The sequence below is a fragment of the Shewanella sp. SW24 genome (assembly GCF_025653395.1).
In the GTDB taxonomy this organism is placed as follows: Bacteria; Pseudomonadota; Gammaproteobacteria; order Enterobacterales; family Shewanellaceae; genus Shewanella; species Shewanella oncorhynchi.
In genome coordinates, this window is the sequence record NZ_JAKKSH010000008.1 from 13,125 (window position 1) to 39,707 (window position 26,583).

At 45.4% G+C, this 26,583-nt stretch carries 24 protein-coding genes; 14 read left to right on the forward strand and 10 right to left on the reverse strand.

What is annotated here, in order from left to right; genetic code table 11:
* Positions 1–107 precede the first annotated feature (107 nt).
* Together L5M17_RS08335 and cutA are read right to left on the reverse strand one after the other, a co-directional pair.
* Entirely contained in the window at positions 108–1,943 is a 1,836-nt protein-coding gene (locus L5M17_RS08335) for a protein-disulfide reductase DsbD (RefSeq protein ID WP_263146620.1), read from the reverse strand.
* Entirely contained in the window at positions 1,940–2,263 is a 324-nt protein-coding gene (cutA, locus tag L5M17_RS08340; RefSeq protein WP_113940010.1) for a divalent-cation tolerance protein CutA, read from the reverse strand. Before cutA ends, L5M17_RS08335 begins: the two co-directional genes overlap by 4 nt.
* A gap of 225 nt (positions 2,264–2,488) precedes the next feature.
* Here cutA and L5M17_RS08345 point away from each other — a divergent pair, with 225 nt between their 5' ends.
* Positions 2,489–3,073 (forward strand): FxsA family protein, encoded by a 585-nt coding sequence (locus L5M17_RS08345; protein WP_113940009.1) that lies wholly within the window; start codon positions 2,489–2,491, stop codon positions 3,071–3,073.
* A 282-nt stretch (positions 3,074–3,355) separates the two neighbouring features.
* Here L5M17_RS08345 and L5M17_RS08350 read toward each other — a convergent pair whose 3' ends face one another.
* From L5M17_RS08350 to L5M17_RS08360, 3 genes are all read right to left on the reverse strand, one after another.
* Positions 3,356–4,342: a DUF3187 family protein gene (locus L5M17_RS08350; RefSeq protein ID WP_263146623.1), complete on the reverse strand. Its 987-nt coding sequence runs from the start codon at positions 4,340–4,342 to the stop codon at positions 3,356–3,358.
* A 695-nt stretch (positions 4,343–5,037) separates the two neighbouring features.
* The gene (locus tag L5M17_RS08355; RefSeq protein WP_263146625.1) at positions 5,038–8,124 is read right to left on the reverse strand and encodes an efflux RND transporter permease subunit; all 3,087 of its coding nucleotides are present in this window, start codon (positions 8,122–8,124) and stop codon (positions 5,038–5,040) included.
* Between the two features lie 3 nt (positions 8,125–8,127).
* Positions 8,128–9,210, reverse strand: coding sequence for an efflux RND transporter periplasmic adaptor subunit (locus L5M17_RS08360; protein ID WP_263146628.1), 1,083 nt, complete (start codon positions 9,208–9,210; stop codon positions 8,128–8,130).
* Between the two features lie 128 nt (positions 9,211–9,338).
* Between L5M17_RS08360 and L5M17_RS08365 the strand changes: the two genes are divergently transcribed.
* Entirely contained in the window at positions 9,339–10,328 is a 990-nt protein-coding gene (locus L5M17_RS08365; RefSeq protein WP_113940006.1) for a LysR family transcriptional regulator, read from the forward strand.
* Position 10,329: 1 nt separating this feature from the next.
* On the opposite strand, the gene L5M17_RS08370 is transcribed toward L5M17_RS08365, so the two are convergent.
* On the reverse strand, positions 10,330–11,697 hold the full coding sequence (locus tag L5M17_RS08370; protein ID WP_263146631.1) for an MATE family efflux transporter: 1,368 nt from the start codon (positions 11,695–11,697) through the stop codon (positions 10,330–10,332).
* 224 nt (positions 11,698–11,921) lie between these two features.
* On the opposite strand from L5M17_RS08370, the gene L5M17_RS08375 reads away from it, so the two are divergent.
* The 7 genes from L5M17_RS08375 to L5M17_RS08405 all read left to right on the forward strand — a co-directional run bounded on the left by L5M17_RS08375 (position 11,922) and on the right by L5M17_RS08405 (position 18,766).
* The gene (locus L5M17_RS08375) at positions 11,922–12,212 is read left to right on the forward strand and encodes a co-chaperone GroES (RefSeq protein WP_006086113.1); all 291 of its coding nucleotides are present in this window, start codon (positions 11,922–11,924) and stop codon (positions 12,210–12,212) included.
* Between the two features lie 57 nt (positions 12,213–12,269).
* Positions 12,270–13,907 carry a chaperonin GroEL gene (groL, locus tag L5M17_RS08380; RefSeq protein WP_263146635.1) on the forward strand — a complete coding sequence of 546 codons (1,638 nt, stop codon included), beginning with the start codon at positions 12,270–12,272 and terminating at the stop codon, positions 13,905–13,907.
* A gap of 605 nt (positions 13,908–14,512) precedes the next feature.
* The gene (gene hipB, locus L5M17_RS08385) at positions 14,513–14,749 is read left to right on the forward strand and encodes a type II toxin-antitoxin system antitoxin HipB (RefSeq protein WP_105253052.1); all 237 of its coding nucleotides are present in this window, start codon (positions 14,513–14,515) and stop codon (positions 14,747–14,749) included.
* 3 nt (positions 14,750–14,752) lie between these two features.
* Complete coding sequence (locus L5M17_RS08390) at positions 14,753–16,054, forward strand: HipA domain-containing protein (protein WP_263146637.1); 1,302 nt, start codon at positions 14,753–14,755, stop codon at positions 16,052–16,054.
* A 488-nt stretch (positions 16,055–16,542) separates the two neighbouring features.
* Positions 16,543–17,016 (forward strand): hypothetical protein, encoded by a 474-nt coding sequence (locus L5M17_RS08395; RefSeq protein WP_263146640.1) that lies wholly within the window; start codon positions 16,543–16,545, stop codon positions 17,014–17,016.
* Between the two features lie 670 nt (positions 17,017–17,686).
* Positions 17,687–18,262, forward strand: coding sequence for a hypothetical protein (locus tag L5M17_RS08400; protein WP_263146642.1), 576 nt, complete (start codon positions 17,687–17,689; stop codon positions 18,260–18,262).
* Between the two features lie 117 nt (positions 18,263–18,379).
* Positions 18,380–18,766 carry a carboxymuconolactone decarboxylase family protein gene (locus L5M17_RS08405; RefSeq protein WP_263146645.1) on the forward strand — a complete coding sequence of 129 codons (387 nt, stop codon included), beginning with the start codon at positions 18,380–18,382 and terminating at the stop codon, positions 18,764–18,766.
* A gap of 159 nt (positions 18,767–18,925) precedes the next feature.
* Here the strand turns inward: L5M17_RS08405 and L5M17_RS08410 are convergent, their stop codons facing one another.
* Positions 18,926–19,177 (reverse strand): DUF2999 domain-containing protein, encoded by a 252-nt coding sequence (locus tag L5M17_RS08410; RefSeq protein ID WP_263146649.1) that lies wholly within the window; start codon positions 19,175–19,177, stop codon positions 18,926–18,928.
* 356 nt (positions 19,178–19,533) lie between these two features.
* Here L5M17_RS08410 and L5M17_RS08415 point away from each other — a divergent pair, with 356 nt between their 5' ends.
* The 3 genes from L5M17_RS08415 (at position 19,534) to L5M17_RS08425 (ending at position 22,311) form a co-directional block, all read left to right on the forward strand.
* Positions 19,534–21,030, forward strand: a complete 1,497-nt coding sequence (locus L5M17_RS08415; RefSeq protein ID WP_263146807.1) for an ATP-binding cassette domain-containing protein — start codon at positions 19,534–19,536, stop codon at positions 21,028–21,030.
* A gap of 472 nt (positions 21,031–21,502) precedes the next feature.
* Positions 21,503–21,799 carry a DUF134 domain-containing protein gene (locus L5M17_RS08420; protein WP_263146652.1) on the forward strand — a complete coding sequence of 99 codons (297 nt, stop codon included), beginning with the start codon at positions 21,503–21,505 and terminating at the stop codon, positions 21,797–21,799.
* Complete coding sequence (locus L5M17_RS08425) at positions 21,796–22,311, forward strand: NifB/NifX family molybdenum-iron cluster-binding protein (protein ID WP_263146654.1); 516 nt, start codon at positions 21,796–21,798, stop codon at positions 22,309–22,311. The genes L5M17_RS08420 and L5M17_RS08425 overlap by 4 nt, the downstream gene beginning before the upstream one ends.
* A 19-nt stretch (positions 22,312–22,330) precedes the next feature.
* Here the strand turns inward: L5M17_RS08425 and L5M17_RS08430 are convergent, their stop codons facing one another.
* Together L5M17_RS08430 and L5M17_RS08435 are read right to left on the reverse strand one after the other, a co-directional pair.
* On the reverse strand, positions 22,331–22,678 hold the full coding sequence (locus tag L5M17_RS08430; RefSeq protein ID WP_263146657.1) for a thioredoxin family protein: 348 nt from the start codon (positions 22,676–22,678) through the stop codon (positions 22,331–22,333).
* A 288-nt stretch (positions 22,679–22,966) separates the two neighbouring features.
* Complete coding sequence (locus tag L5M17_RS08435) at positions 22,967–23,599, reverse strand: excalibur calcium-binding domain-containing protein (protein ID WP_263146660.1); 633 nt, start codon at positions 23,597–23,599, stop codon at positions 22,967–22,969.
* A gap of 411 nt (positions 23,600–24,010) precedes the next feature.
* Between L5M17_RS08435 and L5M17_RS08440 the strand changes: the two genes are divergently transcribed.
* Positions 24,011–24,397: a PadR family transcriptional regulator gene (locus L5M17_RS08440; RefSeq protein ID WP_105251375.1), complete on the forward strand. Its 387-nt coding sequence runs from the start codon at positions 24,011–24,013 to the stop codon at positions 24,395–24,397.
* A gap of 1 nt (position 24,398) precedes the next feature.
* Entirely contained in the window at positions 24,399–25,361 is a 963-nt protein-coding gene (locus L5M17_RS08445) for a hypothetical protein (protein ID WP_263146664.1), read from the forward strand.
* 143 nt (positions 25,362–25,504) lie between these two features.
* Here L5M17_RS08445 and L5M17_RS08450 read toward each other — a convergent pair whose 3' ends face one another.
* Positions 25,505–26,320 carry a hypothetical protein gene (locus L5M17_RS08450; RefSeq protein WP_263146667.1) on the reverse strand — a complete coding sequence of 272 codons (816 nt, stop codon included), beginning with the start codon at positions 26,318–26,320 and terminating at the stop codon, positions 25,505–25,507.
* Positions 26,321–26,583: the final 263 nt, after the last annotated feature.

Sequence of the window (26,583 nt, forward strand, 5' to 3'; positions counted from 1 at the left end):
ACTTTTAATGAAAAAAGTCCGCTTTTTATTGGTGTTGCGGTAAATACACTTGGCTGTTAAAACTCGAGTGAACTAAATCACTCTGGTGGTCTAAGCCTAAATCGTCACTATTTCACGAGATGATCTAAATGGGTTGCAAAATCTTTGGAGCCCATAAAACCAGTCACGCGTAAATCTTCCCTTTGCTCACCTTGTTCGTTAAACATCAACAGCGTAGGCAAACCAAGCACATTGTATTTTTCGAGTAAGGCCACATCGACCTTGTCACTCTTAGTCACATCCGCTTGTAGCAGTACGATTTTATTCATGCGGGCTAACACGTTGGCATCTTTAAAGGTGATGGCTTCGAACTCTTTACAGGCAACACACCAATCGGCGTACAGATCGAGCATCACTGGCTTACCTTGGGCGGTAGCGGCTGCAATTTCTTGCTCAAGATCTTCAATCGATTTAATGCGTTTAAAGCCATGGACTTCTTCGGTCGTCGCCGCAGTGCCTACGGAATTGTTATTAAAACCAAAGTGTCCCATCACAGCTTGGAATCCGTAGGAGAAGCTCGCCAGTAGCGCCAGCGTTAATAGGACTGAACGTACAGTTTGTTTCCAGTTAAATTCACTGAGTTTGTTCTGATGCATCAAGTAGCCGGTGAAGCTTACGCCCCACAGTGACCAAAGCACATCGGATACTACGCCTGTCCAAATGCGGCCAAGCATCACGATAGATACAGCGATCAGCAGGAAGCCGAAGATAGTCTTGATGATGTCCATCCAAGCGCCGGCTCTCGGTAATAATTTACCGCCTGAGGTGCCGATAATCAGTAGTGGTAATCCCATACCCATACTCAGCACATACAGGGCTAAGAAGCCTTGGAGTAGGTCGCCGGTTTGGGCCACATAAACGAGTGCACCCGACAGCGGCGCGGTAGTACAAGGTGATGCGACAAGGCCAGAAATCACGCCCATCAAAAACACGCCAACTAAGTTGCCGCCTTTTTGATTATTCGAGACTGAGTTCATCTTCTCCTGCCAGCTCGATGGCAGTTTCAAATCGTATAGGCCAAACATAGATAAGCTGAGCACAAAGAACAAAATCGCGAGTACGACTAATACGGCAGGATGTTGTAATGCCGCTTGGTATTTTAGTCCCGCCGATGCAACCACTAACCCTAAGATAGAGTAAGTGATTGCCATGCCTTGGACGTAAGCCATGGACAGGGTAAAGGCTTTTGCGGTTGAGAGCTTTTGCCCTTGGCCGACAATAATACCCGACAAAATCGGATACATAGGGAATACGCAGGGCGTTAATGCCAGACCGACACCTAGACCAAAGAAAATCACTAAAGTCCAAATTAAACTGTCGTTCGACAGCATTTGGCTCAGGGTATCTTGCTGAGTAATGGGTTGCGTATTGGCTTTATCGGCAGTGCTTGGCTCAGTGCTGGTTTGCTCAGTCGTCGTGGTTGATTCGGCGCCTGCAATTAAGCCATCGTTGGCTGCAATCGCCTTTAAAACGACTTCATGCTTGGTCGGTGGATAACACAATTTACCTTCGGCACAACCCATAAAGGTCACTGTGAGTGTGGCATTTTCATCGGCCTGTTTTAAACCAACGGGAATATCGACATAGGTATAATAGACTTCTTGCTTACCAAAATACTCATCTTCATGGGGCTTTCCCTTTGGTAGAGCGACCGTGCCTAACTCGGCACCATTGACGCTAAATTTAAGCTTGTCGCGGTACATATAGTAACCGTCGGCAATCACCCAATTGAGTTTGACCTGATTACCTTCCTGCTTGGAATCGAAGACAAATGCTTGATCGACAGGCATCAATTCAGGCTCACCCTTCATGAAGTCGAATTTGTTACCGAAAACCCCTTCACTATGAGCTAAGGGCGCAAGAAGCAATAAAGAAGTGAAAATAAGGCTGAGTAGTTTTTTCATGGCTGAGTGTTGTCTTTTATCCAATCTAAGTAGGCTGGTAGCCCGTGGGTCACAGGCACGGCAATAATTTCGGGTACTTGATAAGGGTGAAGCCTAAGCACAAGTTGTTCTAACTCTGTATATCGACTTTGTAAACATTTAATCTGTAAGCTAAATTCTTGCTCTTCACAGATTTTTCCTTCCCAAGCATAAATTGAACGTATCGGGGCGGAAATCTGAACACAAGCGGCAATACGCGACTCAATTAAAGCTCGGGCCAAAGTATTGGCTTGTACTTCATCGGGGCAGGTAGTGCTAACCACTAAATACTGATGCTGCATAGTGTTAGGTATCGTCTCTTAAGAATCTTAAAGTTCGCTTAAGCCAACTTCGTTAGGCTACTTTACGTGTTTTAATGGTCTCATACATTAGCGGGTTAACAAAAGGGTGAGCTAAATATCAGTGTTTTGCTCCCTTACTTGGTCCTAATGGTTATCCTGACTTGAATTAAGACCGGATAACCCCCATTTAGTTTACAGAGATAGTCAGATAAACCTGAGGTCGGTATGTTTTTCATTATATTTTTACTCTTTGTGCTGATCCCAGTAATAGAGCTGTCGGTGCTGATCCGTGTGGGTGAAGTGCTTGGCACTTGGACTACCATAGGTTTAGTGCTGTTTACCGCCGTGCTCGGGGTCTCTCTGGTTCGCAGCCAAGGCTTAAACACCTTAATGCAAGTACAACAAAAACTCGCCCGTGGTGAAGCACCGGGGCAAGAAATTGTCGAGGGCATGATGTTAGCTATGGCGGGCATCTTGCTCGTGATCCCCGGTTTTGTAACCGATGCCATTGGCCTATTATTCTTGACGCCATTAACCCGTCGCCCCATTGCAGCCTTGTTGTTCAAACGCATGCAGTTACGGGTTGTTGCCGGTTTACAGGGCACAATGCACGGTGGCTTTCAAGCGGGCCAAGGTCCCTTTGGGCCTAAGCCACAGGACCCATTTGGTCAAGCGCCATTTGATGATAGTGTGAAAAAGGACGGTAATGTGTTTGAGGGAGACTTTGAACATAAAGTCGATCCAAGTGATATCAAACCCGCTAGCCATCAACTCTCTGATAAAGCGCAGGACAAAGACCCTAAGTCTTAGTATGAGTCTCGTATTGTCTTAGTCGCTTGTTGCGTTAGTTTGTTATTGGATTAACTCAGTTGATTATCGCGTTTATTCGCTTGAGTTTTCTCCCTAATATCCCTTAGATACCAGTGGCCGACTGAATCAATCTGACCTGTGCCGCTGGTTCACCTCCCCCGTAATAGCCATTTCACTCTTAAAAAACTCCAATCCTAATAACCCGCCCACTCAGGTATAAGAGTTAACATGATATTAGATAAAAGCTTTTGGATCGCATTCATGTGATAAAGTAAGGTATTTTTAAATCATGACTCTGTATCCAAGAGAAAAAGCAATATCAGTGCTGTTGTCCATGTTGAGTAGGTTTTCGACGATAGTGAATTCAATTGCACTGTTATTCAGATAATACCTATAGCCTAGAAATACTTCGTGAGAAGGTTTTGAAAAGTCATTATCTGTTTTGAGTAAACCTTCATAATGATGTAATTCAATAAGCCAACCATGGCGTCCTATTAAATACTCATAACCTAAAGATAACATTACTGCATGATCTTTATAGTCTATTCCAGATAGACTTTCATCATTTTGTCTAAAGCTTATACCTGTTGTGGAGTAAAAATGATGCATTCCAGATGTATAGCTATAATTCAGCTGTAATGCTTGTTCAAAACGGTTATCTACAAATGGGCCAGAATTAACATGGTTGTAATATAAGCTGCCACCTAGTGATAGACCATAATTATCCTCACTAAGTAATTGATATTCTAAATAGAAATTTAGGGCATTCGTTAGCGTATCGCCAGAAAGATCAGGTTGATTGATACCATTCTTTGAAAATATTTGGTTTTTGTCTTTGATTGTATTGTCGCGGCCATTTTGACCCACACCAAATGCATCATGAAACCAGATAGTGACCGAGTCAAGATGGTTATCCCCACTAAAACTCCACTTATAATTAGTATCAAACATCCATTTTTCAGTGAGTTGCCACTTTATTCCGCCATTAAGAGAATTATGATAATAGTCAGCATAGTAATCGTCAGTTTCAGCCCATACACTTGCTACTGTTGCAGATCCGTATATCTCTTTTTTCCCTTCAGGCAGTGCAAATCCTGAACGAAGTAGAGGCGTTAAGCTACCCGCATGTGTAGGTGATTGGGCATGCACACGAAGTGGCCCATAATGACTATAATTGATATTTTCTGCGAAAGTACTCGGTAAAAATATTACCGTATAAATTAGATGTGCTCTAATAGTCACAAATAAAATTTTCTTTGCATATTTCATCGAAAACTCTTTTTTATCTAATCTCTATTAAAAGCAATGTTTTGTAGTGAGGCTGATGTTATGTATAAATGACTGAAAATTTTCTGTTTGAAGCAATAAAGTTTTTGATTAGACAGATTTCTAATTAATTTTAGAATTAAAAACTACAAAAAACATACCATAATAGTACAAGTGCGAGCCAGAATGACCTACAGATAAACGGGATTGTAGTGAGTATTAGTAAAGTGCTAATAACTGCCAGTAATATTGTCTGTTTACTCATTGTCTGGACGCTATCAAAGCGTAATTTCATGATGTTTCTCAAACATAAATTATTATGCTAACAAAGTAATAACATTGTTTATGTTGTTAGTTATAGGTAGTGGTATTTCAGATGGCATTGTAAATGAATAATCAGCACTAAATATACCGCTGCTATTTACTCGTGTAAATGTGTGTAACAGATAATTGTCCCGTATTAGCGGTGAAAATATGGAACTGATAGTTCATGTTTTTTAATTAATATATTTATTTATCAGTCATATTAGTTATCGTAATTAAAGACCAATCTCAGTTTGCCAAACTTGTTTATCTAATGGATGTGCTTGTTTAAATTGTCCCTCAAACCGTAATAGATCAAAAATGAAATGGCCAGCCAGCCACGAATGACTGACCGGCCGCGCCGGGAAGCGTTTTTGGATAAAATGCGGAGCAGGTTAGCTGGGTGATTGACCTCCTGTTGCCGTCGCTTTGATATTGAATACTAGGCTGTACATCACTGGCAGTACGATGAGCGTCAGCAGAGAAGCGAAGCCTAGACCGAAAATAATTGTAATCGCCATAGAACCGAAAAACGCGTCGGGGATCAGCGGTATCATCCCGAGCATAGTGGTTATCGCGGCCATCATCACTGGACGAACACGGCTGACACAGGAGTCGATTAAGGCAAAATAGGCTGGTTTACCTTCACTGAGCTCGAGGTTGATCTGATCGACCAAGACAATACCGTTTTTAATCACCATGCCCGACAAACTCAGTAATCCGAGTAGTGCCATAAAGCTGAAGGGCGCATCGAACAACAAGAGTCCCGCTGAAACCCCAATCAATGCCAGTGGCACAGTAAACCAGATCACTAAGGGCTGACGCACTGAGTTGAACAAGAATACGGTAATCAAAAACATCGCCAGATAACCTAAGGGAATTGAGCTAAATACCGACGCTTGTGCTTCACCTGCGGTTTCAAATTCACCGCCCCATTCCAAGCGGTAACCCGCGGGCAAGCTGATCGCTTCGACATGGTCTTTGATTTTGCGCAGTACAGAATCGGCAGTTTCATTGCTACCAAGCTTAGGATCGGCCATTACTGCGAGCATGCGCATGCGATCGCGGCGCATCACCAGCGGATTTTCCCACTCAGTGTTGAAGCTACTGACTACTTGGGTGGCGGGCACAAAGGTATTGTGTTCGCTGCTCCAAATTTGCAGCTTCCATAGGCTGTCGGCCTGCAAACGTTCTTCGGCGGGCGCTCTGGCGACGATGGGCAGCAAGTGGCTGGTTTCTCGGTATAAACCAATTTGCTTACCGCTAAAGTTAACCAATAGGGCATTGTCGAGATCTTGCTTACTGATCCCTGTTTCGCGCGCTTGGGCATTTTCCAGTTGCGGACGGATCAGGGGCACCTGATTACGCCAGTTGTGACGTATGCCATCCATGCTTGGTTCGGCGTGGAAAATCGCCTCGGCTTGAGCACCTAAAGCGCGCAGCACTTCTGGGTTATCACCGTAAAAGCGTGCCTCAATTTTGGCGGCGGGCGAAGGGCCGTTCTCCATGTTTTTTAAACGATATTGTGCCTGTGGGAAACGTTGATTTAACAAGGTTTCTAATTCTGGCATATAGGCTTTAACTGCGTCTAAATCCTGCATTTCTACAATCAACTGGGCAAAGGCGGGATAGCCTTTTTCTGGCTGATAGGGCAGTACGAAGCGCTGCGAACCTTGGCCAATAACGGTTGTTAAGTGTTTTAGCCCAACGTCTTTTTGCTCGTTCAGCGTAAGCATTAACTTCTCGATATCAGCGGTAAAACGCTCGGTCGCCTTGATGTCAGTCCCCTCTGGCATCCAGATATCCACAAAGAAAATCGGCGTGTTAGAAGCAGGAAAGAACACATTCTTGATATGACCAAAGCCCACCACAGCGCTGAAAAGCATAGTGATAACCAGCAGTATGCTCACCAGTCTAAAGCGCAGCGCTACAATTAAGCTTGTGCGATATAAGCTGAAGAACCAGCCCTTGTAGGGGTCTTGGGCTTCTTCATCGCTCGGCGCATCTTTAAATAACAGATGACAGAAAAACGGCGTGAGTGTGATGGCGGTGATCCAGCTGATAAACAGTGAAATCATCAACACTTGGAATAAAGAACGGCAGAACTCACCGGCGGCATTTTGCGATAAGCCAATGGGGGCAAAGGCAATAATGGCAATCACAGTCGCGCCCAATAACGGCCACTGGGTTTGGGACACTATCTGTTTGGCCGCTTCCAAACGGGTCTTACCGCGACGGATACCAATTAAAATGCCTTCAGTAACGACAATGGCGTTATCGACCAACATACCAAGGGCAATAATGAGTGCGCCGAGGGAGATGAGCTGTAGCTCAATCCCGAGCACTTTCATCACGATAAAAGTACCTAGAATCGTCAGCAGTAAGATCAGGCCCATCAACAGGCCTGAGCGCAATCCCATAAACAGCAGAAGCACGGCGATCACTATGGCAATGGATTCCATTAGGTTGATTAAGAAGCCGTTAACTGTCTCATCTACCGCCTGGCTTTGATTATAAACCGTCGCTAAATTCATGCCGATTGGGCGTTGCGATTCAAGCTCGGCTAAACGGTCACTGACCTTTTGCCCGATTTCGACTACATTCACACCACTAGAGAAAGAAATCCCCAGCGATAACGCTGCTTCGCCTTTATTGTGATAAAGCACGTTAGGGGTTTCGTCATAATCCCTTTCAATATTGGCAATGTCGCCAAGGTAAATCAGCTCAGAGCTACCCGGAGGGCTGACGATTAAACGCGCTAGATCCTGCACATTGCTAAATTCGCCCGTGGGATGAATGCGGATACGGTTATCGCCAATCACTAAGCTGCCCGCGTTAGAGACGACGTTTTGATTGTTCACTAAGCCATAGATATAGCTCTGATCTAACCCCAGTGCCGATAGCTTTTGCTGGGAGATTTCAATCACGACTTGCTCGGTGACGTTGCCAGCAACAGAAACCTTTTTCACTCCAGGTACTAGCACTAGCTCGCGGCGCAGATAGTCGGCGTAATTGCTCAACTCGCGGTTGCTGTAATCAGGTCCCGAAAGGTTAAATAAAATGCCATACACATCGCCAAAGTCGTCCATCACCTGTGGCGTTGCTGTGCCTGGCGGCAAGTTTCCCGCAGCATCATTGACTTTACGACGCACTTCATCCCACACCTGCGGCAGGCTGGTTTTATCGTAGCTTTCTTTAATCTCGATTTGGATTTGTGATAAACCCGCACTATTAATTGAAGTCACATGCTTAATGGCGTCGAGTTGCTGCAGGGCATCTTCGAGCGGTAATGTCACTTCTTCTTCAACTTGCTCAGGCGAGGCACCGGGATAAGCCGTGATCACTAAAGCTTCTTTAATGGTAAATTCGGGGAATTCTAGTTGCCCCAAACCGGTAAAACTGACGCCACCACCCACGAGTAGTAGCAACACAAACATCCAACTGATGACTTTGTGGCGTATCGAATACTCTGCAATGTTCATCAATTACACCCCACGCTGCCAGCGTAGTGGTTTGACTTTCATGCCATCGGATAATTGAGACACTCCAGCGCTGACGATGAGATCGCCCTTGTTGACGCCCGTTAAAATCTCAACACCTTGATTACTCACGCGTCCTAGCGTCACCATCGTCGGTTTTACTTCACCCGATTGCGCTTGATAAATCCACACTTGCACTTGGCCATCTTGGTCGCGCTTATCGATAGCGGTCACTGGCACTACCGTTGACGAAAGGGCACTAGGATCTTTGACTAAGGCTAAGGTCAACTCGGCACTCATTCCTGGAAGTAACTGAATATCTTGAGGTTGAGGTAACGAAAACACCACTTCATAGGCTTGGGTGCCCGGCGTGACTTGAGTCGAGTATTCTTTAAATTTGGCATCGAAACTTTGCTCGGGGAAGGCACTAAAACGCACCTTAGCTGTAAAATGAGCTTGATCGGTATATTGCTTCAAACCCGCCGCCATCGACTCGGGAACTTGAATGCTAATATCGAGCAAATTATTGTTTTGTAATGTTAATACCCCTTGGTTTGCTTGCACTATTTGGTGGTTATCCACTAAACGTTTGGCGACTGTACCGCTAAAAGGTGCCGTTAAATGGGTGTAACTCAGTTGATCGCGTGCAGCGGCTAAGGCGGCGGTGGCCGATTTGAGTTGCGCTTGAGTGCTATCAAACTCAGATTGTGAAATCAGCTTGCGATTGAGTAGCTCGACTTTACGTTTAAAGTCAGCGGCTAACAGTTCATGCTCCGCCTCGCGGGTCATTAAATTATTGTGGGCGTCCCTGTCATCAAGTTTTGCGAGTAAGCTACCTTGAGTGACTCTTTGCCCTTCAACTAATGCTAATTCTGTTAATTGTCCTGAAATGCGGAACGACAATTCTGCGCGACTATTGGCGGCAACGCGGGCTGGAAATGTTCTGAAATCTCCGTCTTCTACATTGAGTACTTCAAACAGTTTAACCGGACGAATTGTTGCCACTTGCACTGAACTTTCCGCAGGCGAACAACCACTGATCAGGGCTGGAAGCAGCATTGTCAGCGGCAAGAGTCGATATGATTTCATGGTGGAGATTTCCTAGTTAACAAATTGTCAGCATTTCTGGGCGCGAAGATACCAGCTAAATTAGTTGCAATAAACGGGATACTTTGGGATTATCAGTCCCACATAATGAGATTGAACTTAAGGTCAAAATGAAGACAGAGGACTTAGCGTTATTCCACCGAATTGCTGAAACCGGTAGTTTGATTGAAGCGGCGGATTTACTTAACTTACCTAAATCGACTGTGAGTCGACGTTTGCAAGCCTTGGAAGATGAGCTGAACATTAAATTGTTCCACCGTCAGAGCCGCTCTATGACGCTCACTTCTGCGGGCAGCCATTTTTACCAGCGCTCGCAGAATATTTTGGCTCAGCTCGACGAAACCCTTTTTGAAATGACCAATGACGATGCTGAGATCAGCGGGCATTTGCGTATTCAAATGTTCCCTATCCACAGCATGAAAATCTTGATGCAAGCCATTTTCCGCTTTATGGATATGCACCCTAAACTCACCTTAGAAGTCATCAGCAGTTCAGAATCCGTTGATATGGTGAAACATAATCTTGATGTGGCTTTTGTGGTCGAGCCTGCGTTGGATACCTTAGATTTAGTGGTGCGGCCAATTTTTACCACTGACTTACGTTTTTACGCGAGTCCTCAATATTTAGCGGCACATGGCACACCTAAAACACCGAAAGAGATTGAAGCACATAATGTGTCTATGTTCCGTTTATCCAACGGCAAAATCTTTAATGAGTTATTTATCGGTTCAGAACAAGAGGTGAGAGTCAGAGGTAATTTCTGCTCGAACAGTATTGAAGTGGCGGTTGAGTTTGGATTGCAAGGACGCGGCATAGTGTATGCGCCTGCTGAAGTCGTGGATGAATATGTACAAAGCGGTGAGTTAGTGACTTTGCTACCTGAAATCCAGCCTCACCAAGGCGAGTGTTTCTTAGCTTATCCATCAAGACGTTACGTGAGTTTAGCCTGTCGACGCTTTATCGACTATATCATGCAAGAGTTAGTGCCAAATGGCGTGCCGATCAACATGAGTGAGCAAGGCCCACGTCGATCCTGCAAAGCCTCTACGGGAGCGTTTTCAGACGATGTGTTGCGCTTTCCCGTTAAAAAATCAAGCTAGTTTACCCCTCGCTAATGGCGTTTGCGGTCGTGATCTTTGTGGGCTCACAGATCCGCTGCGCCAGCCAATAACAGGCAATTCCCATCAAAATATTGGTCACAGGTAACGCGAGCAGCAGGCCTTTAACGTCACCTATATACGATCCCAAGGCTGCTAGCGGCAGCATGAGCAGCACTAAGCGGCACAGATTGATGACTAATGAACTCATAGGCCTGTGGTAGGCATTGAGCGAGGTCGCGACAATAATCACTATACCCAAAGGCCCGTAGGCACAGGGCAGCACTAAGATATAAAAACTCAGCCATTCGATAACCTGCGGATCGGTACTGAATAAATGCGCGATAGGCTCGGCTAAAAAGATCAGGGGGATATAGAGTAAGGTTTGGAAAATAAAGATAAATTTTATCGATAACAGCAGGGCTTCTTTCGCTCTGTGTGGCTGTCCTGCCCCTAAGTTTTGCGCAATAAAGGGCATTAAACTCGACGACAGTGCCATCACCACTATTAATAGCACTGACTCTAACCGAGTACCGGCACCAAAGGCTGCTACGGCGCTGTGATCGATATGCGCCAACATGGCCATAATAATGGCATTGGCTAGTGGATTGATTAAATTCATCAAGGCGGCGGGTTGTGCTATATGGGCTAGTTTGCTCCAGTTCGCGCGCATTCTGTCTATGTCAAAGGCGGCCCATTCGAGCATTTTGCGCCTGACAATCAACAAATATCCCGACAAAGATAAGGCAATCAACCAAGCGAACAGGGTTGCAATTGCGGCGCCTTGGATTTCTAAACGTGGAAATGGCCCAATACCAAAAATCAGTAACGGATCGAGGATAAGATTGATGATTGCCGCCAGTGCCATGATCATCGCCGGCGAGCGAGTATCGCCAGTGGAACGTAAGCCTTGATTGCCTACCATCAACAATACCAGCAGCGGTGCGCTGACATACCAGTAAATCATATAGTCGTGGATCAGTGGCAAGCTGTCATCGTTTGCCCCGAGTAAGCGAAACAGTGGCTCGATAAAAATGCTACCCAGTGCGGCTAAACTGGCGATCAAGACAAAGGTGAGCAATAAGGCATCATGCAAGAACACTTTGGCCTTGTGGGCATTACCCGAACCGATAAGTCGACCTAAATTGGTCGAGACTCCAGCGCCAATACCAATGGCGATGCTCGAGATCACTAAGGTCACCGGAAAGGTAAAACTGATGGCGGCTAAGGCTTCAGTGCCCAATTGGCTAATAAAAAAAGTGTCAGCGAGGCTGAAACCTAGAATGGTCATAATGCCAATTAAGTTGGGGAGGCTCATGTTGAGCAGTACACGACCAATTGGCGCGGTGAGCAGCCCGTGTCTGTCTTTCATGGAAAAATAGTGCCTTGTTAGCGAGCGGAGGCGAGATTCTAGCAGGATTGTGCGGACTTGAAAAAACCGACATCAAAAAATTGAAGTTTTTTTTGTAAATGCCCTTGGATCTCGACACTGTCAGCCCCATATCTCAGACAGCAAAAGAGCAGACTAAGGTGTCTGTTTTTTTTATCACAAATAGGCTCGATTGTAGGGCATCAAATCATTAGGAGAGTTCATAGATGAATATTCGTCCATTACATGACCGCGTAATCGTTAAGCGTCTAGAAGTTGAATCTACATCAGCGGGTGGCATAGTACTGACCGGTAGCGCCGCTGAAAAATCAACTCGCGGTGAAATCCTTGCTGTGGGCAATGGCCGTATTTTAGAAAATGGCACAGTTAAGCCACTGGATGTCAAAGTGGGTGACGTGGTGATCTTCAACGAAGGTTACGGCGTTAAGAAAGAAAAAATCGACGGTCAAGAAGTCTTGATCCTGTCGGAAGCTGACCTGATGGCAGTAGTGGGTTAATCCTCAGCATCAATTCGACATTCCAATTAATCATTAAAAATTTAAAGGATAATCAAGATGGCAGCTAAAGAAGTTGTATTTGGTAATGACGCTCGCGTAAGAATGCTGGCTGGCGTAAACATTCTCGCAAACGCAGTTAAAGTGACCTTAGGCCCTAAAGGCCGTAACGTGGTATTAGACAAGAGCTTCGGCTCACCACTGATCACTAAAGACGGTGTTTCTGTTGCCAAAGAAATCGAGTTAGAAGATAAATTCGAAAACATGGGCGCGCAAATGGTGAAAGAAGTTGCTTCTAAAGCCAACGATGCCGCCGGTGATGGTACTACTACTGCAACTGTACTGGCTCAAGCCATTGTAGTTGAAGGCTTAAAAGCCGTTGCAGCCGGTATGAACCCAATGGATCTGAAGCGCGGTATCGACAAAGCCGTTATCGCTGCAGTTGCTGAATTAAAAGCCTTATCACAACCTTGTGCAGATTCAAAAGCGATTGCGCAAGTTGCGACTATCTCTGCAAACTCTGACGAATCTATCGGCGAAATCATCGCAACTGCGATGGAAAAAGTTGGCAAAGAAGGCGTGATCACAGTTGAAGAAGGCCAAGCGTTAGAAAACGAATTGGACGTAGTAGAAGGTATGCAGTTTGACCGTGGCTACCTATCTCCATACTTCATCAACAAGCCAGAAACGGGCAGTGTTGAATTAGATCACCCATTCGTACTGTTAGTAGACAAAAAAATCTCTAACATTCGCGAACTGTTACCTATCCTTGAAGGTCTGGCAAAAACCGGTAAGCCATTACTTATCGTTGCTGAAGACGTTGAAGGCGAAGCATTAGCAACCTTAGTTGTGAACAACATGCGCGGTATCGTGAAAGTGGCTGCCGTTAAAGCACCTGGCTTTGGCGATCGTCGTAAGGCAATGCTGCAAGACGTAGCAATCCTGACTGGCGGTACTGTTATTGCTGAAGAAATCGGCCTAGAGCTTGAAAAAGCAACCCTGGAAGATTTAGGTACAGCTAAGCGTGTTGTGATCACTAAAGACAACACTACCATCATCGATGGTAACGGTGAGCAAACACAAATTGCTGCTCGTGTAAGCCAAATCAAACAACAAGTTGAAGAATCAACTTCTGACTACGACAAAGAAAAACTGCAAGAGCGTATGGCTAAATTAGCTGGCGGCGTAGCAGTGATTAAAGTTGGCGCAGCGACTGAAGTTGAAATGAAAGAGAAAAAAGCCCGCGTTGAAGATGCACTGCATGCAACTCGCGCTGCGGTAGAAGAAGGCGTGGTTCCTGGCGGCGGTGTTGCTCTGGTTCGCGTAGCTTCTAAGATCGCTGACGTTGAAGTATTAAACGAAGACCAAAAACACGGTGTGGTTATCGCACTGCGTGCAATGGAAGCACCACTGCGTCAAATCGCCACGAACGCGGGTGAAGAAGCGTCAGTTGTTGCTAACACGGTGAAGAACGGCAGCGGTAACTTCGGTTACAACGCTGGCAACGACACTTACGGTGACATGTTAGAAATGGGTATCCTTGACCCAACTAAAGTGACCCGTTGTGCATTGCAATTCGCTGCGTCAATTGCAGGTCTGATGATAACTACAGAAGCTATGGTTGCTGAGATCCCACAAAATGCTAGCCAAGATATGGGCGGTATGGGTGGGATGGGCGGAATGGGCGGCATGATGTAATTTTTGCTGGTCTAAAACGTTGATTACGGCGTTGCTGCTCGCTCACATACACACAACGTATGCTACGCTCACAGCGCCTTGTACTGAACGTTTTATCCTGCGCAAAAACGTCAGACCCCTAGGCCTAAGTTCTTAGTCTGCTAAGAGTGACACCTAAAAAGAAATCCCTGATGCTTAACTGTGTCAGGGATTTTTTGTATCTGAGGGGCTAAGGAAGTGTTGCTTAACCACTCTAGATTGTATTGGGAGCAGAAAGCTGAACGTCGTGGTAAAGCGCCTTGTTCTAACTCGATTTATCCAACGTAAGATACTTTGCAGGTCTGGAGCCTAAAAGCCTCAAACCAAAGTTCTTGTAAAAGAAAACCCCGATGCTGGTAACAGTGTCGGGGTTTTGTTTTTGCTCTGGCAACTTGGGGAAGTATTGGGTGTACTTACCTACACTTTTTGAGATTTAAGCACTGAAATGACCATAAAAGTGTAACATTGTACACTTTTAGGTGGCTTGTCATTTTCAACAATCCAAAAGTGTAGTTCTGTACACTTTTATATTGAATGGGGCTGGTTTTAGGGCTAAGGTGTATGAAGTTACACTTTTGGAGATGATGATGGCATCACCGCTAAATCAACAATCCCTCGGCTTGTTAATTAAAGAACGAAGGAAAAGTGCTGCTCTTACTCAAGACGTGGCGGCCATGCTGTGCGGCGTAACCAAAAAAACGCTGATCCGAGTTGAAAAAGGTGAGGATGTTTATATCTCAACCGTATTCAAAATTCTTGATGGTCTGGGGATTGATATCGTTTCGGTTCAAACCAGCGACACCGAAACTAACGGCTGGTATTAACCTATGAGTACTTCCAAAAAGCTCACGTTAGAGATGCACCTCGGTGATTTAATTATCGGGGAGTTATCCTTTGATGCGACGACCGACACCTTTGCGGTGGATTACACCAAAGACTGGCAACAAAGTGGATTCCCACTATCCCCAACAATTCCCTTAGATGGCACAGGAAGTAGCAGTCAGATATCGATGTTTTTGGTTAACTTATTACCGGAAAACAAAGGATTAGATTATCTAATTGAATCTCTTGGCGTCTCCAAGGGAAATACGTTTGCCTTGATCCGTGCAATTGGTCTGGATACCGCAGGTGCTGTTGCTTTTGTTCCTAAAGGGGCTTTGCTGCCTGAAACACAATTACGGCCAATTAAGGCTGAAGAAGTTATTCAGCGAATTGAAGATCCCACAATGTGGCCTATGGAAATTTGGGACGGCAAACCTCGACTGTCGGTAGCGGGTGTACAACCTAAATTAAACCTGTTTTATAACGGTGAAGAATTTGCATTTGCCGAAGGCGCGCTTTCATCAACCCATATTGTTAAATTCGAAAAATATCGCCATTTAGTGCTCAATGAATTTATAACGATGCGCTTAGCTAAGGCGATTGGAATGAATGTTGCTAATGTTGATATCGTTCATTTTGGAGATTACAAAGTACTCTGTGTCGAACGCTTTGACCGACGTTATATACCAAATGCGCAAAGGGTATTAAGAAGGCATATTGTCGATAGCTGCCAAGCTCTTGGTTTTAGTGTTAGCAAAAAATATGAACGTAATTTTGGTTCAGGGCGTGATGTTAAAGATATTCGTGAAGGGGTAAGTTTTAACAGGCTCTTTAGTCTCGCAGCAAAATGCTGTAATCCAGTGGCTGCTAAACAGGATATGTTGCAATGGGCGCTATTCAATTTACTGACCGGTAATGCCGATGCACACGGTAAAAACTACTCGTTTTTTATGACGCCAAGCGGAATGGAGCCAACTCCTTGGTACGATTTGGTCAGCGTGGCTATGTATGAGGATTTTGAACAACAGCTTGCGATGGCAATCGATGACGAATTTGATCCAAACAGCATTTACGCTTATCAATTGGCCGCATTTATTGATGGCTTAGGTTTACCAAGAAATTTATTAATCAGTAACTTAACGACAATAGCGCGAAGAATACCGCAGGCAATAGCTGAGGTGGTTTCAATGCTTCCAGCCCTCGATGAGAGTGAAACATCATTTGTGGCTCTTTACAAAGCGCAGTTGCTGGCGAGATGTGATCGTTACCTTAGTTTTGCCGCCGAGGTCAGGGATGTCAAAGTGTAGCTCTAGCTACATCTTATCACCCAGCGGTAATTTCGCAGGGGGGAGTGAAATACTGTGGCCTTGGCATCGGCAGTTAAACCCAAAAGAGTTATGTCTGCCCCATCTTTGTCGTTTGGCCGCAACATCTTTTAAAAATTTATTAATGTTTTCGATGCCTGTCCCATCTTTGTCGATGTCATGGGCTGGCTATGATCGCCATGGCTAAGCAATTCCCAAACTGAAGGGGGCAAAACCGGCTTACCTTAATAAGCAGTTAGTCGATTTCAAAACAGGCTTACGCCTCGATCCCTTAATGCAATCACAGATCAGTGCGTTAACGGCCGAGCAATTACAAGATGTGGCGCTGTTTTACAGTCAGCAAGAGATCCCCAATCTCAGTGCAAATTAGTGCGGCTAGCCTTTTGATTGCTGACAAGTGCAAGCGAAGTGGTTAGCATCATTGTCATCGGCTCATGGCGACTACACTTCTGGGAATAGCTTTGATGGTAATGGCATTGATAAATAAAAGAAAAATAGCATCTCTTATTGGCGTTCTGGTTTTACTACCAGTATGGGGATATGCCCTGCAAGCGCCTGAGGTTAGCGAAGCGGATAACTGTCAGCATGTCAGCGGTTCCGAACAACACTCTGACCACTGTGAACGCAATGCGGATCATACCGCCTACGATAAATTCGATGGCGTGGTATACCGTGGCGTCATTAATGCTAAGCCCATCACGCTGGAAATTATTGGTCAAGGCAACCAATATCGAATGACCGTTGATGGCCATGTGACGCTTGGGGAGCTGAATACCGAGCGCGGGTTTGAGCAGGATGAAAACGCTTCGCTCTTTATCCTTAACTGGCAACAGCCTGAAGCAGAACAGATAAAGTTTGTTAAATTATCCAGAGACCATTCGGTACTGGTGTGGGTTGATGCCAATGGCCAGCTTGATAACACCGCAACCCTGCATACGCGATAAAAAAGAAGCGACTTGTATACCCTTTCAAGATGAACATTTAACTCTTAAGCCAAAGATGGGATAAGCATCGCTTTTTAGGTAAATCTAACGAGCCATCCATTGTGAAATTTGCAGAGTGTATGCTTATACAAAGGCATACAGATAACTGGAGAGTTGGTTGAATTAAGCATTGGCATGTAAGTGACTGTTGACGGCATGGCCGCTCTTTCACATCCATGTGATCGCGGCATTTGCACTTCCGTATGCAGCAGATGCCGTCGTCGAGCCCTCATGGATACTTCTTGTGAAATAAAAGGGGTGGCGTGTCACTGGAATGACAGTGCTTAATCATCAGCTTCCGCTGTTAAGCAGCAAACGAGCAGCAAAATAGTCTTCCGACCTTTGATAAGATCGAAAGCGAGGACAGACATATTTCTTTCTGAGTTATTTACAAGAAAAATATAGGTATCTTTGAGTATTCCAAGCTTCTATCACTTGGCCGTAGGGTGATATAAAAATGGCAGTCTTACGTGTGATAGATTGGAGACTATCTCGATGATAAATTGGTTGAATACTCGTATATTGGCAGACATTTAAGCTGAACAAAAATAGTGGGTTAAGCTCTTTTTCTCAATTACAATGCACTATTTTCATTCGCTAAATGCGGCATTAAACGAGCAGGAAACCCAGTATGAATATCCCAATGATTACCGCGCTTCAGAGTGCTATTACCGAAGCGCTCGAGAGTATACCAACCTCTGAGGCGGAGCATATCTATGCATTATCTTTCTATATCAACAACGAATATGACGATCCCCGTCTACCTACGCTGACAGTCGGCTATAACACAGTCGACGAGTGGCATGCCTCGATTCCAAAGGCTTCTAGCTCTGACGAAGCAAAATGGAACTATGCCTTCTGGCTTCAAAACGAACTCCTCGTCTTTGGGGATCCTGACTCTCAGACTGCGGATATCTTAGCTCGCTGGGTGGCCGATCTCGGTCTCGGGTACAGTGATGCGGAGGAAGATGTCGATTTTGATCGCTGCCTTGAGCTCGGTCAGGAGATAACCGAGCAATTTGTTGCCGCAGTATGCGTTGTCGCTTCTACACTCCATTCCAACTTAACCGTTAGTCGCGTTTTTGGTCGTTCGGTACCCATCATAGTTCACGAGCTCGAGTACTATAACGAGATCGCAGATCAGACAGAGGCCTGTAACCCTCCCAGACTCGCCGAAGAGTTCGTTTCTTGGGTGCGCTCAATCTAACGTTAGTTATTAGTTATAGGTGGTAAGGATATAGGGCAGATTGGTTGGCGGCGGTTCAATAATTCTAATCACAGAGCTTAATCACATAGCTAATCACATAACAAAAAGGATGCATCGATGAACGATGGGCAATACAAAAAGGGGCTTGAGGTGCGTCGTGCTGTGATGGGCGATAGCTATGTGGATAAGGCGCTCAATAGTGCGACGGATTTTACCCAGCCGCTGCAAGATTTAGTTACGGCCAATTGCTGGGGTGAGGTTTGGGTGCGTGATGCCATTTCAAGGCAAACGCGCAGTTTGATTACCATAGCGACGCTGGCGGCATTAAAGGCGCCGACTGAGTTAAAGGGCCATGTGCGGGGCGCGCTAAACAATGGCTGCTCGGTTGAAGAGATCCAAGAAGTCTTACTGCATTGCACCGTTTACTGCGGTATGCCTGCGGGGATTGAGGCTTTTCGAGCGGCGAAAGAAGCGATTGAGGAGTGGCAGGCGCAACACAGTTAGCTCACTTGGTATTAATCATTTTGAGCGTCAATGGCTTTGAGGTTTAGTTGCTGTGAGATTTAGTTACTTTGCGGTTTAGTGGTTTTAACATTCGCTAGGGGAGCTGAGTTACGCGGATTCCCCTAGCGCATGATGGCTACAAACTTGAACAGTCTGCGCTTATTTTTGTAACTGGGCTTTTGCGGCTTCTACTTTTGAGAAATCCAAACCGAGTTCAAGCACGGCTTCTTTGAGCAAGGCCGGTTTCTGCATCACTAGTCCCAGCAGTTGTTGTAATTTTTCGGCTGGGATGCCTAATTGACCGAGCGTGCCCATCGCCATTAATGGATTTTCGGTTAATGTTTGAAACAGTTCTTGAATTTTAGCGTTACTGACGTTGTGTTCTTTTAAGATGGCAATAATGGGATTCATTGCATTACCTTGTTGATATGAAAGTTAAACAGGTGCCGATTTTATCACAGTTCTGCCAGAGTGGTTGCCTCACACATGCGTACCTGTTGGATGTTGCCACGCTTTGCCTATGCCATTAAGCGCATTAGATTTTATTCCCAATAAGCTTTACTCTGGTGACGTATTCCCCAAAATCTGCCGATAAAACCTGAGCGACTGTCGTGCATCTTGAGCCGTTGCATTGGATATTATGGCTCTAGATATCATGACTCTAAGATATTGTGGCTCTAGATATTATTACCTTAGATATCATGGAGCAATACGATTGGGTAATCGCTGGCTTTTATCATCCCTTAAAAAAGAAAGGAACTGTGGTTATGCTTGATGTTGTCGCGAACCAAGACAAAAGTATTGTGGTTAAACAGTTGCGATACGGGCGTGATAATGAGGTGTTAGTCGTCGATGAGTGGCAACTGCATCCTGCTGAACATTGGGCGATTTTCGCGACCGACAGTTATTGTGGTTCCTTGCTTGGGCGAATATTAACGGGTGATATTCTGCCCGATGAAGGGACGATTGCTGGCCTGCCGCAACGTATCGGCTGGGTGTCACTTGGACTGCAACAAGCATTGCTGGAGCGCGAGTTAGAAAAAGACGAACTGGATTACGGTTCGAGTGTCGAATCCTTAGTGTTGGAATGCTGCCAAGATGCCAAGCAACTCCCAGCATTATTACAAAAGGTTGGACTTGAGCCGCTGCGCCTGCGTGGTTTTCGGCAGTTATCCACGGGCGAAACGCGCAGAGTCATGCTGGCACGTGCACTGGCAATGTTACCGCAATTGCTGATTTTAGATGACCCTTATGCTGGGCTCGATGCTGAACATCAGGCGAGTTTATCTGAGCTGCTGAGTGAAGTGGCCGAGCATAGCCAGTTGCTGATCATTACCTCTCGCCAAGAAGAATTGCCGCCGTGCATCAGCCATGTGGCGCTGTTTAATGGTGAGATGCTCAAATCGGGGCAGAGTGTGCACAAACTCAGCCCGTCGATGTCGATTGAGCAATGGCACAATCATCCTGTGATGGCGCAGTTGAATGCGTTATCGGCGCAGCGTAGTGATGAACTCTTGGCCTTGATGGAGCGGCAAAGGCACAACGCCGAGGCGTTTGATCCTCTGGTCGAGATTAAAAATGGCAAAGTGGAATATGTCAGTGGGCTGATTTTCAGCGGCGTGAATTGGCGCATCGAGGCGGGGCAACATTGGCAAGTTCGCGGCCCAAATGGCTGTGGTAAAAGCACTTTGCTGGGGCTGATTTTAGGCGACCATCCCCAATGCTATAGCAATGACATCACGCTCTTTGGCCGACCTCGCGGAAGCGGCGAGAGTATATGGCAGATTAAACAACGGATTGGCATAGTATCGTCGGCGCTACACTTGCAATATCGCGTCAGTTGCTCGGCATTAGATGTGCTGCTTTCGGGCTTTTTTGACTCTATTGGCCTGTACCATAAACCCACTAAACCTCAGCTGGATTTGGCGAAGGAATGGTTGGCTATTTTGCACATGACAGGGCTGGCGAGCACGAGCTTTAAGAAGCTCGATTATGGTCAGCAGCGGTTATTGCTGATAGGTCGTGCCTTGATTAAACAGCCACTGTTACTGATTTTAGATGAGCCGTATCAGGGCTTAGATTTTATCAATCGCACCTTAGTGATGCGGGCGCTGGAGATGATAGCCGAGCATCATCTGAGCCAATTGCTTTACGTGTCGCACCATAGGGAAGATGCCTTACCTGCGATTAAAAACTTTGTCGATTTTATTAAGCAAGATGACGGCTATTCGGTACAGGTGAACTACTGTGAGTCTGAGGATTAAACCCTTTTAAATCAGTAAATGCCACCTATCACAGCAGCTTAACGGCTGCTTATTTGTTTTGAGAGTTTGTCATTATCCCTCAGCACTCCAACGCAGATTAAAACTGACCTTAATGGGCGCTAGCCATTGAGTGTGTTAGTCACGCCAGACAGCAGTTCTGTTAATTAGTCATGCTTGATATAGGTAACTGTGAGCCGTCTTACAGTTTTGAATGTCGTTGGCGCGAATAATAGTTTCTGGCCTAGGCCAGAAACTCGTGACAGTTTTATGGTTCCTCCACCGAACTTATTCATCAAGTCAGTTATCACGCTTGAGAATCCAGAACGATGGACTCCCTTAGCTAGATGAGCCTTAGATGAGCTTTAGTTGAGCCCTAGATGAGCCTGAGTGTCGTGCGCTGTAAACAAGATGTGCACTAAGACCTAAAACACGATTTCAAGATATTTAAGACGACTTAAAGATAAAAACATTTATGCCAAGACCCAAAAAATGCCGTCAATTATCGAGCTGTGTGCCCTGTAGCCTATTTAAGCCTAATGGGATCCCTGCGGTTAAATTAACTCATATTCAATTAGAGGCCGATGAGTTTGAGGCCCTCGAACTGGGTGACGTCAAAAGATTAAGCCAGATCGAAGCCGCGGCCTTGATGGGGATCTCTCGGCAAACCTTTGGATACCTTCTCGCCAATGCCCGTAAAAAGGTGGCGACGGCTATCACTCAAGGTCAAGCCTTGAGGCTGCCAACCCAAACAGACAAGGAGTTATCATGATTATTGCCATGCTGATGAGCCGCGAACGCCTCGCCAGTCACTTTACTAAAGCCCTACAAATTGGCTTTTATAATGAACAGTTTCAGCTGATTAAGCTGGTCGATAACCCGGCAATTGAGGGTGACTGTAGTGCTAAAAAAGCCTTATTAGAGCTGATTATTCAACAAGGTACCGACATTGTACTTGTGCAGAATATCGGTGAGCGCATGTTAGGAAAGTTGCTCGATGCGGGGATTAGCGTGAGTAAAGGCAGTGCGAGCCAAACAGTGGTGACTTTGCTGGCACAAACGGCGGATCTTAATCTTAGGTTGACGGATGCATCTCAAGGTCGCGCTTCACTCAAACATGCAGCCAAGGGCGGATGCTGTCATTCTACAGGTGACGGCTGCGGTTGCAGCGGCAAGGCTAACGCAGCCACAGGCTCAACACGTCTAATAAATACACTAGCAACACAGGTTAAGCTTGATAAGTCAGTGCATTACGCTGGGTTTAGACCCTTGGTAAACAAATAATCTCAGTGTTTAATTTGAATTATTCCGTCACGATTAAACCATAGGGGCGGGCAAGCGCCCCTCGAATATCCGCTAACGAAAACACCTTGGAAAAACGTCCAAAGGTTTTGCCATAAAACACACATTCCACCACAGGCAAGGCAAATACATTGCGGCTCGCCGCTATCTCACCTTGGGCTTGGCAATCAATATAGGCCATCCGCATTTGCGGGAACTCTTGCGCCAACATCTCAGCAATTCTCGGTTTGAGCGTTTGACACACACCGCAGTCCGGCGCGCCAAATAACAACAGCACCGCAGCATGCTCAGTTAACATGGACTCAAGCATCTCAGGTGAGTCAATTTGCGTGATGATATCAGTGTACATGCGTTGCCATTTGGAAGTTGTTATGGGTATGAATTCATGGGCTAGTTTGCGTATTTCTAGGGTTAAAGCCAGCCCATTGTTACCACGCTACTACCGATAAATTGACCAAGGTAGAATAAGCCAAGCATGAGAAGCCCGATACTGGCAGCAATCACTCCGATTTGCTGTATGCCTGTCAGGCTATCTCGCCATTGTTTTAGATTATTTATCATTTCACTACTAGTGACCTGCTACCTGCTACCTGCTCAGGCTTAAGGTTATACGCGTGACTTTACATATGTCGCATCGCTAACTGCACCACTGGCGCTCGCAGGGAATGCCATCATCGTCACCATCCATTTGAGTATTGGGGCAATGTTGGATGTAGAAAGTCGCCTCAGCACAGGAACTCATGTGGCTGCAATGGGTTTTACCCGCTTCACATTGGAATCTTGGTGTTGCAGTTTCATATATGGGCATTCTCTTAATGTCTTCATTCGTGAGGACTGGTACTTCATCGATTGCAGGAGCTTCGTTGAATCCTTGGTATTGTTTAAAGCCAAAGATAACTATGGCCACGATTATCAGCAGCGGGATTATCGTATTAAAAGAGGATTTTCGTGAGTTATGGTGATGCGCTTTGTCTTTGTTATTGAAGTTGAAGGTTTCATTGCGTGATTGGACATGAGAGTGGGAGCGCGGTGTTGCACTCGCTGCAACGACAGCGACGCCTTCAATTGAGGCGATAACCGCTTTTCTCTTGCCGTCATTTTGCACTTCCGTTTGATACAGAATGCTGTCGCCCACTATGGGTTTTCTCGCCATCTTTTTCAGCACTGAAATGTGAATAAACACATCTTGGGCTGCATTTTTTTCAGGCTGAATAAAGCCAAATCCCTTTTCATCGTTCCAGCGTACCAGTACGCCTCTATCCATGAGCATTTTCTATGTCCTTAATTTAACCGCTTAATATTTTTAGTTATTGAATATCAATACTTACTTGAGTCGTTCAGATTTATCTTTTTTAAGGAGCAAACCGTACTTAGGTTGACGAATCGGCTATTCAATGTTGGATGCTAAGTTACTCAAGCAAAGGAAGTTTTGCAATTTTTTATCTTGAATTTGCTTATGTGTGACTCATTCGCATTGAGTGTATGGCGGTGGGGAAATGTGAGCACTTAGCAGAAACGGTTGGCATTTTGGTAAATTCAATACAAACAATAGATTGCATTAATAATAAACAAATTGATCAAAAAATGTGCATGAAAACTTGCGATTTTACTGTGTGCTACATAGTATTTACTGTGTGGTACACAGTGTGTGTGACACAGTGTTAAGGACAGGAATTCGACAATGACAAGTTCACAGCTAGTCAAAATGCGACTCGAGTTGCGCCGTGGGGTATTAGTGTTGGCGGTACTGGGATTATTAAAACAAGCCCACTACGGTTATTCGCTCCGCAAACAGTTGCAGGAAGGTGGTATTGATATTGACGAAGGGACTCTGTATCCCTTAGTGCGCCGCCTAGCCGATCAAGGATTGTTGGATAGTGAGTGGCGACAGGCCGAAGGGCGTGAGCGTCGTTATTACCAATTGTCGTCATTGGGGGCTGAGTTACTCAGTCAACTGACCGATGAATGGCAGCAACTTAATGGCGCCTTGGCTTTTTTACTGGAGCAAAGCGCTGACACTAATGGCTCTGATATGAAAAGCTCAGACGAGAGTGCAGAGGAGATTTGATATGGAATTAGTCGATCGCTATATCGCCGCGGTGCAGCGAGAATTGCCCGAGAACAAACGTCAGGAAATAGGCCGTGAATTAAAAGCCAATATCTGCGACCAATTGGATGCCCTATCTGAACAAGGTGAATTGACTGAAGCGCAAATTGTCGCGGTATTAAAGCAAATGGGTCATCCCTGTAAGGTCGCGCAGCAATTTGTTCCGGCAGTGCCTATTATTGCCTCTGAGGATATTCCGCTTTTTAAACATACACTTTTCACTGTGCTTGGGGTCTTGTTTGTGCTGCAGGTTGTGGGCGGCACGACTCAATGGTTGGGCTCGGCAGGGGGGGATCTATTAGGATTTATCCACCATATTGCTAAAGGTTTTATTGGCGATGCCTGTCTTGCCTTTACCGCTATCCTGTTAGCCTTTTGGAGTTTCTCGGCTCAGGGGAAACCCCTATCTGGCAGCAATTGCCAAAAATGGCAGCCGCAGAATTTGCCTAAGGTTGGGCCCGGTTGGCAGCATATTAGTTTAAGCGATGTGTTTACCGATCTGGCGACATATCTTTTTCTCTTACTTGTGATCTGGTGTTCTGTGTGGATGAGTAGCGAGCAATTAGCCGCGCGGACTGTGATTTTCAGCGCCAATGCTCAGCAATTGTTGCAATGGTTTAGCCCTATTATTTTACTGTCTATGGCGAATAGTCTCTGGCAACTACGCCGCCGAGTGTGGACTACTGAATTGTTACTGACGAATATGGGGATCAATCTTGCTTATGCCTCGTTCTTAGTCTTTCTGGCCTTTGGTTCGCCACTATTACAAAACCAAGTACAAAACCAAGGCGCTGAATTAAATGGGGAATTTACGTTATTACAGTTAGAACATTGGCTAAGTTATAGTCTAGTGATTGCCGCTATGTTCCCTGGCTATGAGGTGATTCGCGATGGGTTGCGTTGGCGTAAACTCGCAAGCAAGTAAGGTTTAACCTAGGTTTTATAGGTGAGCTTTATGCGCTTTTTTATCGAATACATGGCCTGATCAATATGATTGAACAGGCTTTTTACATTAGTGCCATCTTCTGTGGAGAAAAGTAAGCCACGACTTTTACAGTCGATGCTGATTTATTCTGGGGTATCGCCATTATTCATTTCATTATTAAGCGATTTTTGGGCCTGTTGTTTGTAGGTGTCAAATATGCCTTCTTGCTTCATCTGTTTTAGCTCCCGGGCAAGATTAACGGCGAGTGTTGCGTGACGTTTATTTAAGTAACCATAGCTGGTGAGTTCTTCTAGGGTGGCAATCGCGATTATTTTGCTGCCTTGAAACTCAGGCGTTTGTAATAGATCCAATGAGCTTGCCTCCGTATCAATATAGATATCGATTCGGTCGCGGAGCATTTTACGAAAGGAGCTCGCGGGGGACGAAGATTCAGTCAGACGCTCCTTAGGAATGAGTCCCTTTAGCTTTTGTTCTGCGAGGAACACGCCTCGATAGTATTCGATCTTGTATCGACTCTTTTGCAGTGCTTGCCAGTTAGGTATTTTGATTTCGGGATTGTGCGCGAAGGCAATTAAATGGGTATCGATAACCGGTTCTTCAATTCGAATGAGGTTAGTAAACTTTTCGCCATAATGAGATACACGCCCCGGCTCGCCATCCACTTTACCTGAGTCCGCCATCATACTGGCGCGGGCTGCGGGAACCACTTGATAGGAGAAGTCATATCCTAAGCGTTCAAAGGCTTGGGCGTAAATCAGTTCAGCCCATTTAAAGTAGAAGTTATGTTTGGGGTCCTCATAAAACGCCATCGTAATGATAGGTTTATCAGCAATCATCGCTGTGGTTTCTGCAGTTGATTTGCTGGTGGCATGAACCGAGACACAAAAGAAAAGGCCTACCCACACACTCCAAATGTGCATATTGCTCCATCGTTGCATAGCGTGTCTCTAAAAGTGTTGAGTTATTTAGAGTATAGCTAGCCTGATAAATGGTTCATTTTTATTCAAGCAAGATTATTTTATTTCCATGATTTCGCACTAACACACGGTTGAAATGTGATCTGCTGGCGGACATTTTGTCCTTTTGGGTTTAAAAATGTGCGATACGGCACATAGAAATGATATTTGCCTGTATTTTGCTGGTTTTTTATTCATCAGAGTTTGAGCTTGATCGGTTTTTTGCTTGTAAATAAGGCGTTAAA

What these genes read in the sequence shown, in the direction of transcription:
- L5M17_RS08375 (WP_006086113.1), top strand. Translation starts at nt 11,922, where the DNA reads ATGAATATTCGTCCATTACATGACCGCGTAATCGTTAAGCGTCTAGAA.
- L5M17_RS08415 (WP_263146807.1), top strand. Translation starts at nt 19,534, where the DNA reads ATGCTTGATGTTGTCGCGAACCAAGACAAAAGTATTGTGGTTAAACAG.
- L5M17_RS08350 (WP_263146623.1), bottom strand. Translation starts at nt 4,342, where the DNA reads ATGAAATATGCAAAGAAAATTTTATTTGTGACTATTAGAGCACATCTA.
- L5M17_RS08430 (WP_263146657.1), bottom strand. Translation starts at nt 22,678, where the DNA reads ATGTACACTGATATCATCACGCAAATTGACTCACCTGAGATGCTTGAG.
- L5M17_RS08450 (WP_263146667.1), bottom strand. Translation starts at nt 26,320, where the DNA reads ATGCAACGATGGAGCAATATGCACATTTGGAGTGTGTGGGTAGGCCTT.
- L5M17_RS08425 (WP_263146654.1), top strand. Translation starts at nt 21,796, where the DNA reads ATGATTATTGCCATGCTGATGAGCCGCGAACGCCTCGCCAGTCACTTT.
- L5M17_RS08355 (WP_263146625.1), bottom strand. Translation starts at nt 8,124, where the DNA reads ATGAACATTGCAGAGTATTCGATACGCCACAAAGTCATCAGTTGGATG.
- L5M17_RS08405 (WP_263146645.1), top strand. Translation starts at nt 18,380, where the DNA reads ATGAACGATGGGCAATACAAAAAGGGGCTTGAGGTGCGTCGTGCTGTG.
- L5M17_RS08400 (WP_263146642.1), top strand. Translation starts at nt 17,687, where the DNA reads ATGAATATCCCAATGATTACCGCGCTTCAGAGTGCTATTACCGAAGCG.
- L5M17_RS08335 (WP_263146620.1), bottom strand. Translation starts at nt 1,943, where the DNA reads ATGAAAAAACTACTCAGCCTTATTTTCACTTCTTTATTGCTTCTTGCG.
- groL (WP_263146635.1), top strand. Translation starts at nt 12,270, where the DNA reads ATGGCAGCTAAAGAAGTTGTATTTGGTAATGACGCTCGCGTAAGAATG.
- L5M17_RS08395 (WP_263146640.1), top strand. Translation starts at nt 16,543, where the DNA reads ATGGCATTGATAAATAAAAGAAAAATAGCATCTCTTATTGGCGTTCTG.
- cutA (WP_113940010.1), bottom strand. Translation starts at nt 2,263, where the DNA reads ATGCAGCATCAGTATTTAGTGGTTAGCACTACCTGCCCCGATGAAGTA.
- L5M17_RS08365 (WP_113940006.1), top strand. Translation starts at nt 9,339, where the DNA reads ATGAAGACAGAGGACTTAGCGTTATTCCACCGAATTGCTGAAACCGGT.
- L5M17_RS08390 (WP_263146637.1), top strand. Translation starts at nt 14,753, where the DNA reads ATGAGTACTTCCAAAAAGCTCACGTTAGAGATGCACCTCGGTGATTTA.
- L5M17_RS08345 (WP_113940009.1), top strand. Translation starts at nt 2,489, where the DNA reads ATGTTTTTCATTATATTTTTACTCTTTGTGCTGATCCCAGTAATAGAG.
- hipB (WP_105253052.1), top strand. Translation starts at nt 14,513, where the DNA reads ATGGCATCACCGCTAAATCAACAATCCCTCGGCTTGTTAATTAAAGAA.
- L5M17_RS08420 (WP_263146652.1), top strand. Translation starts at nt 21,503, where the DNA reads ATGCCAAGACCCAAAAAATGCCGTCAATTATCGAGCTGTGTGCCCTGT.
- L5M17_RS08445 (WP_263146664.1), top strand. Translation starts at nt 24,399, where the DNA reads ATGGAATTAGTCGATCGCTATATCGCCGCGGTGCAGCGAGAATTGCCC.
- L5M17_RS08360 (WP_263146628.1), bottom strand. Translation starts at nt 9,210, where the DNA reads ATGAAATCATATCGACTCTTGCCGCTGACAATGCTGCTTCCAGCCCTG.
- L5M17_RS08435 (WP_263146660.1), bottom strand. Translation starts at nt 23,599, where the DNA reads ATGCTCATGGATAGAGGCGTACTGGTACGCTGGAACGATGAAAAGGGA.
- L5M17_RS08440 (WP_105251375.1), top strand. Translation starts at nt 24,011, where the DNA reads ATGACAAGTTCACAGCTAGTCAAAATGCGACTCGAGTTGCGCCGTGGG.
- L5M17_RS08410 (WP_263146649.1), bottom strand. Translation starts at nt 19,177, where the DNA reads ATGAATCCCATTATTGCCATCTTAAAAGAACACAACGTCAGTAACGCT.
- L5M17_RS08370 (WP_263146631.1), bottom strand. Translation starts at nt 11,697, where the DNA reads ATGAAAGACAGACACGGGCTGCTCACCGCGCCAATTGGTCGTGTACTG.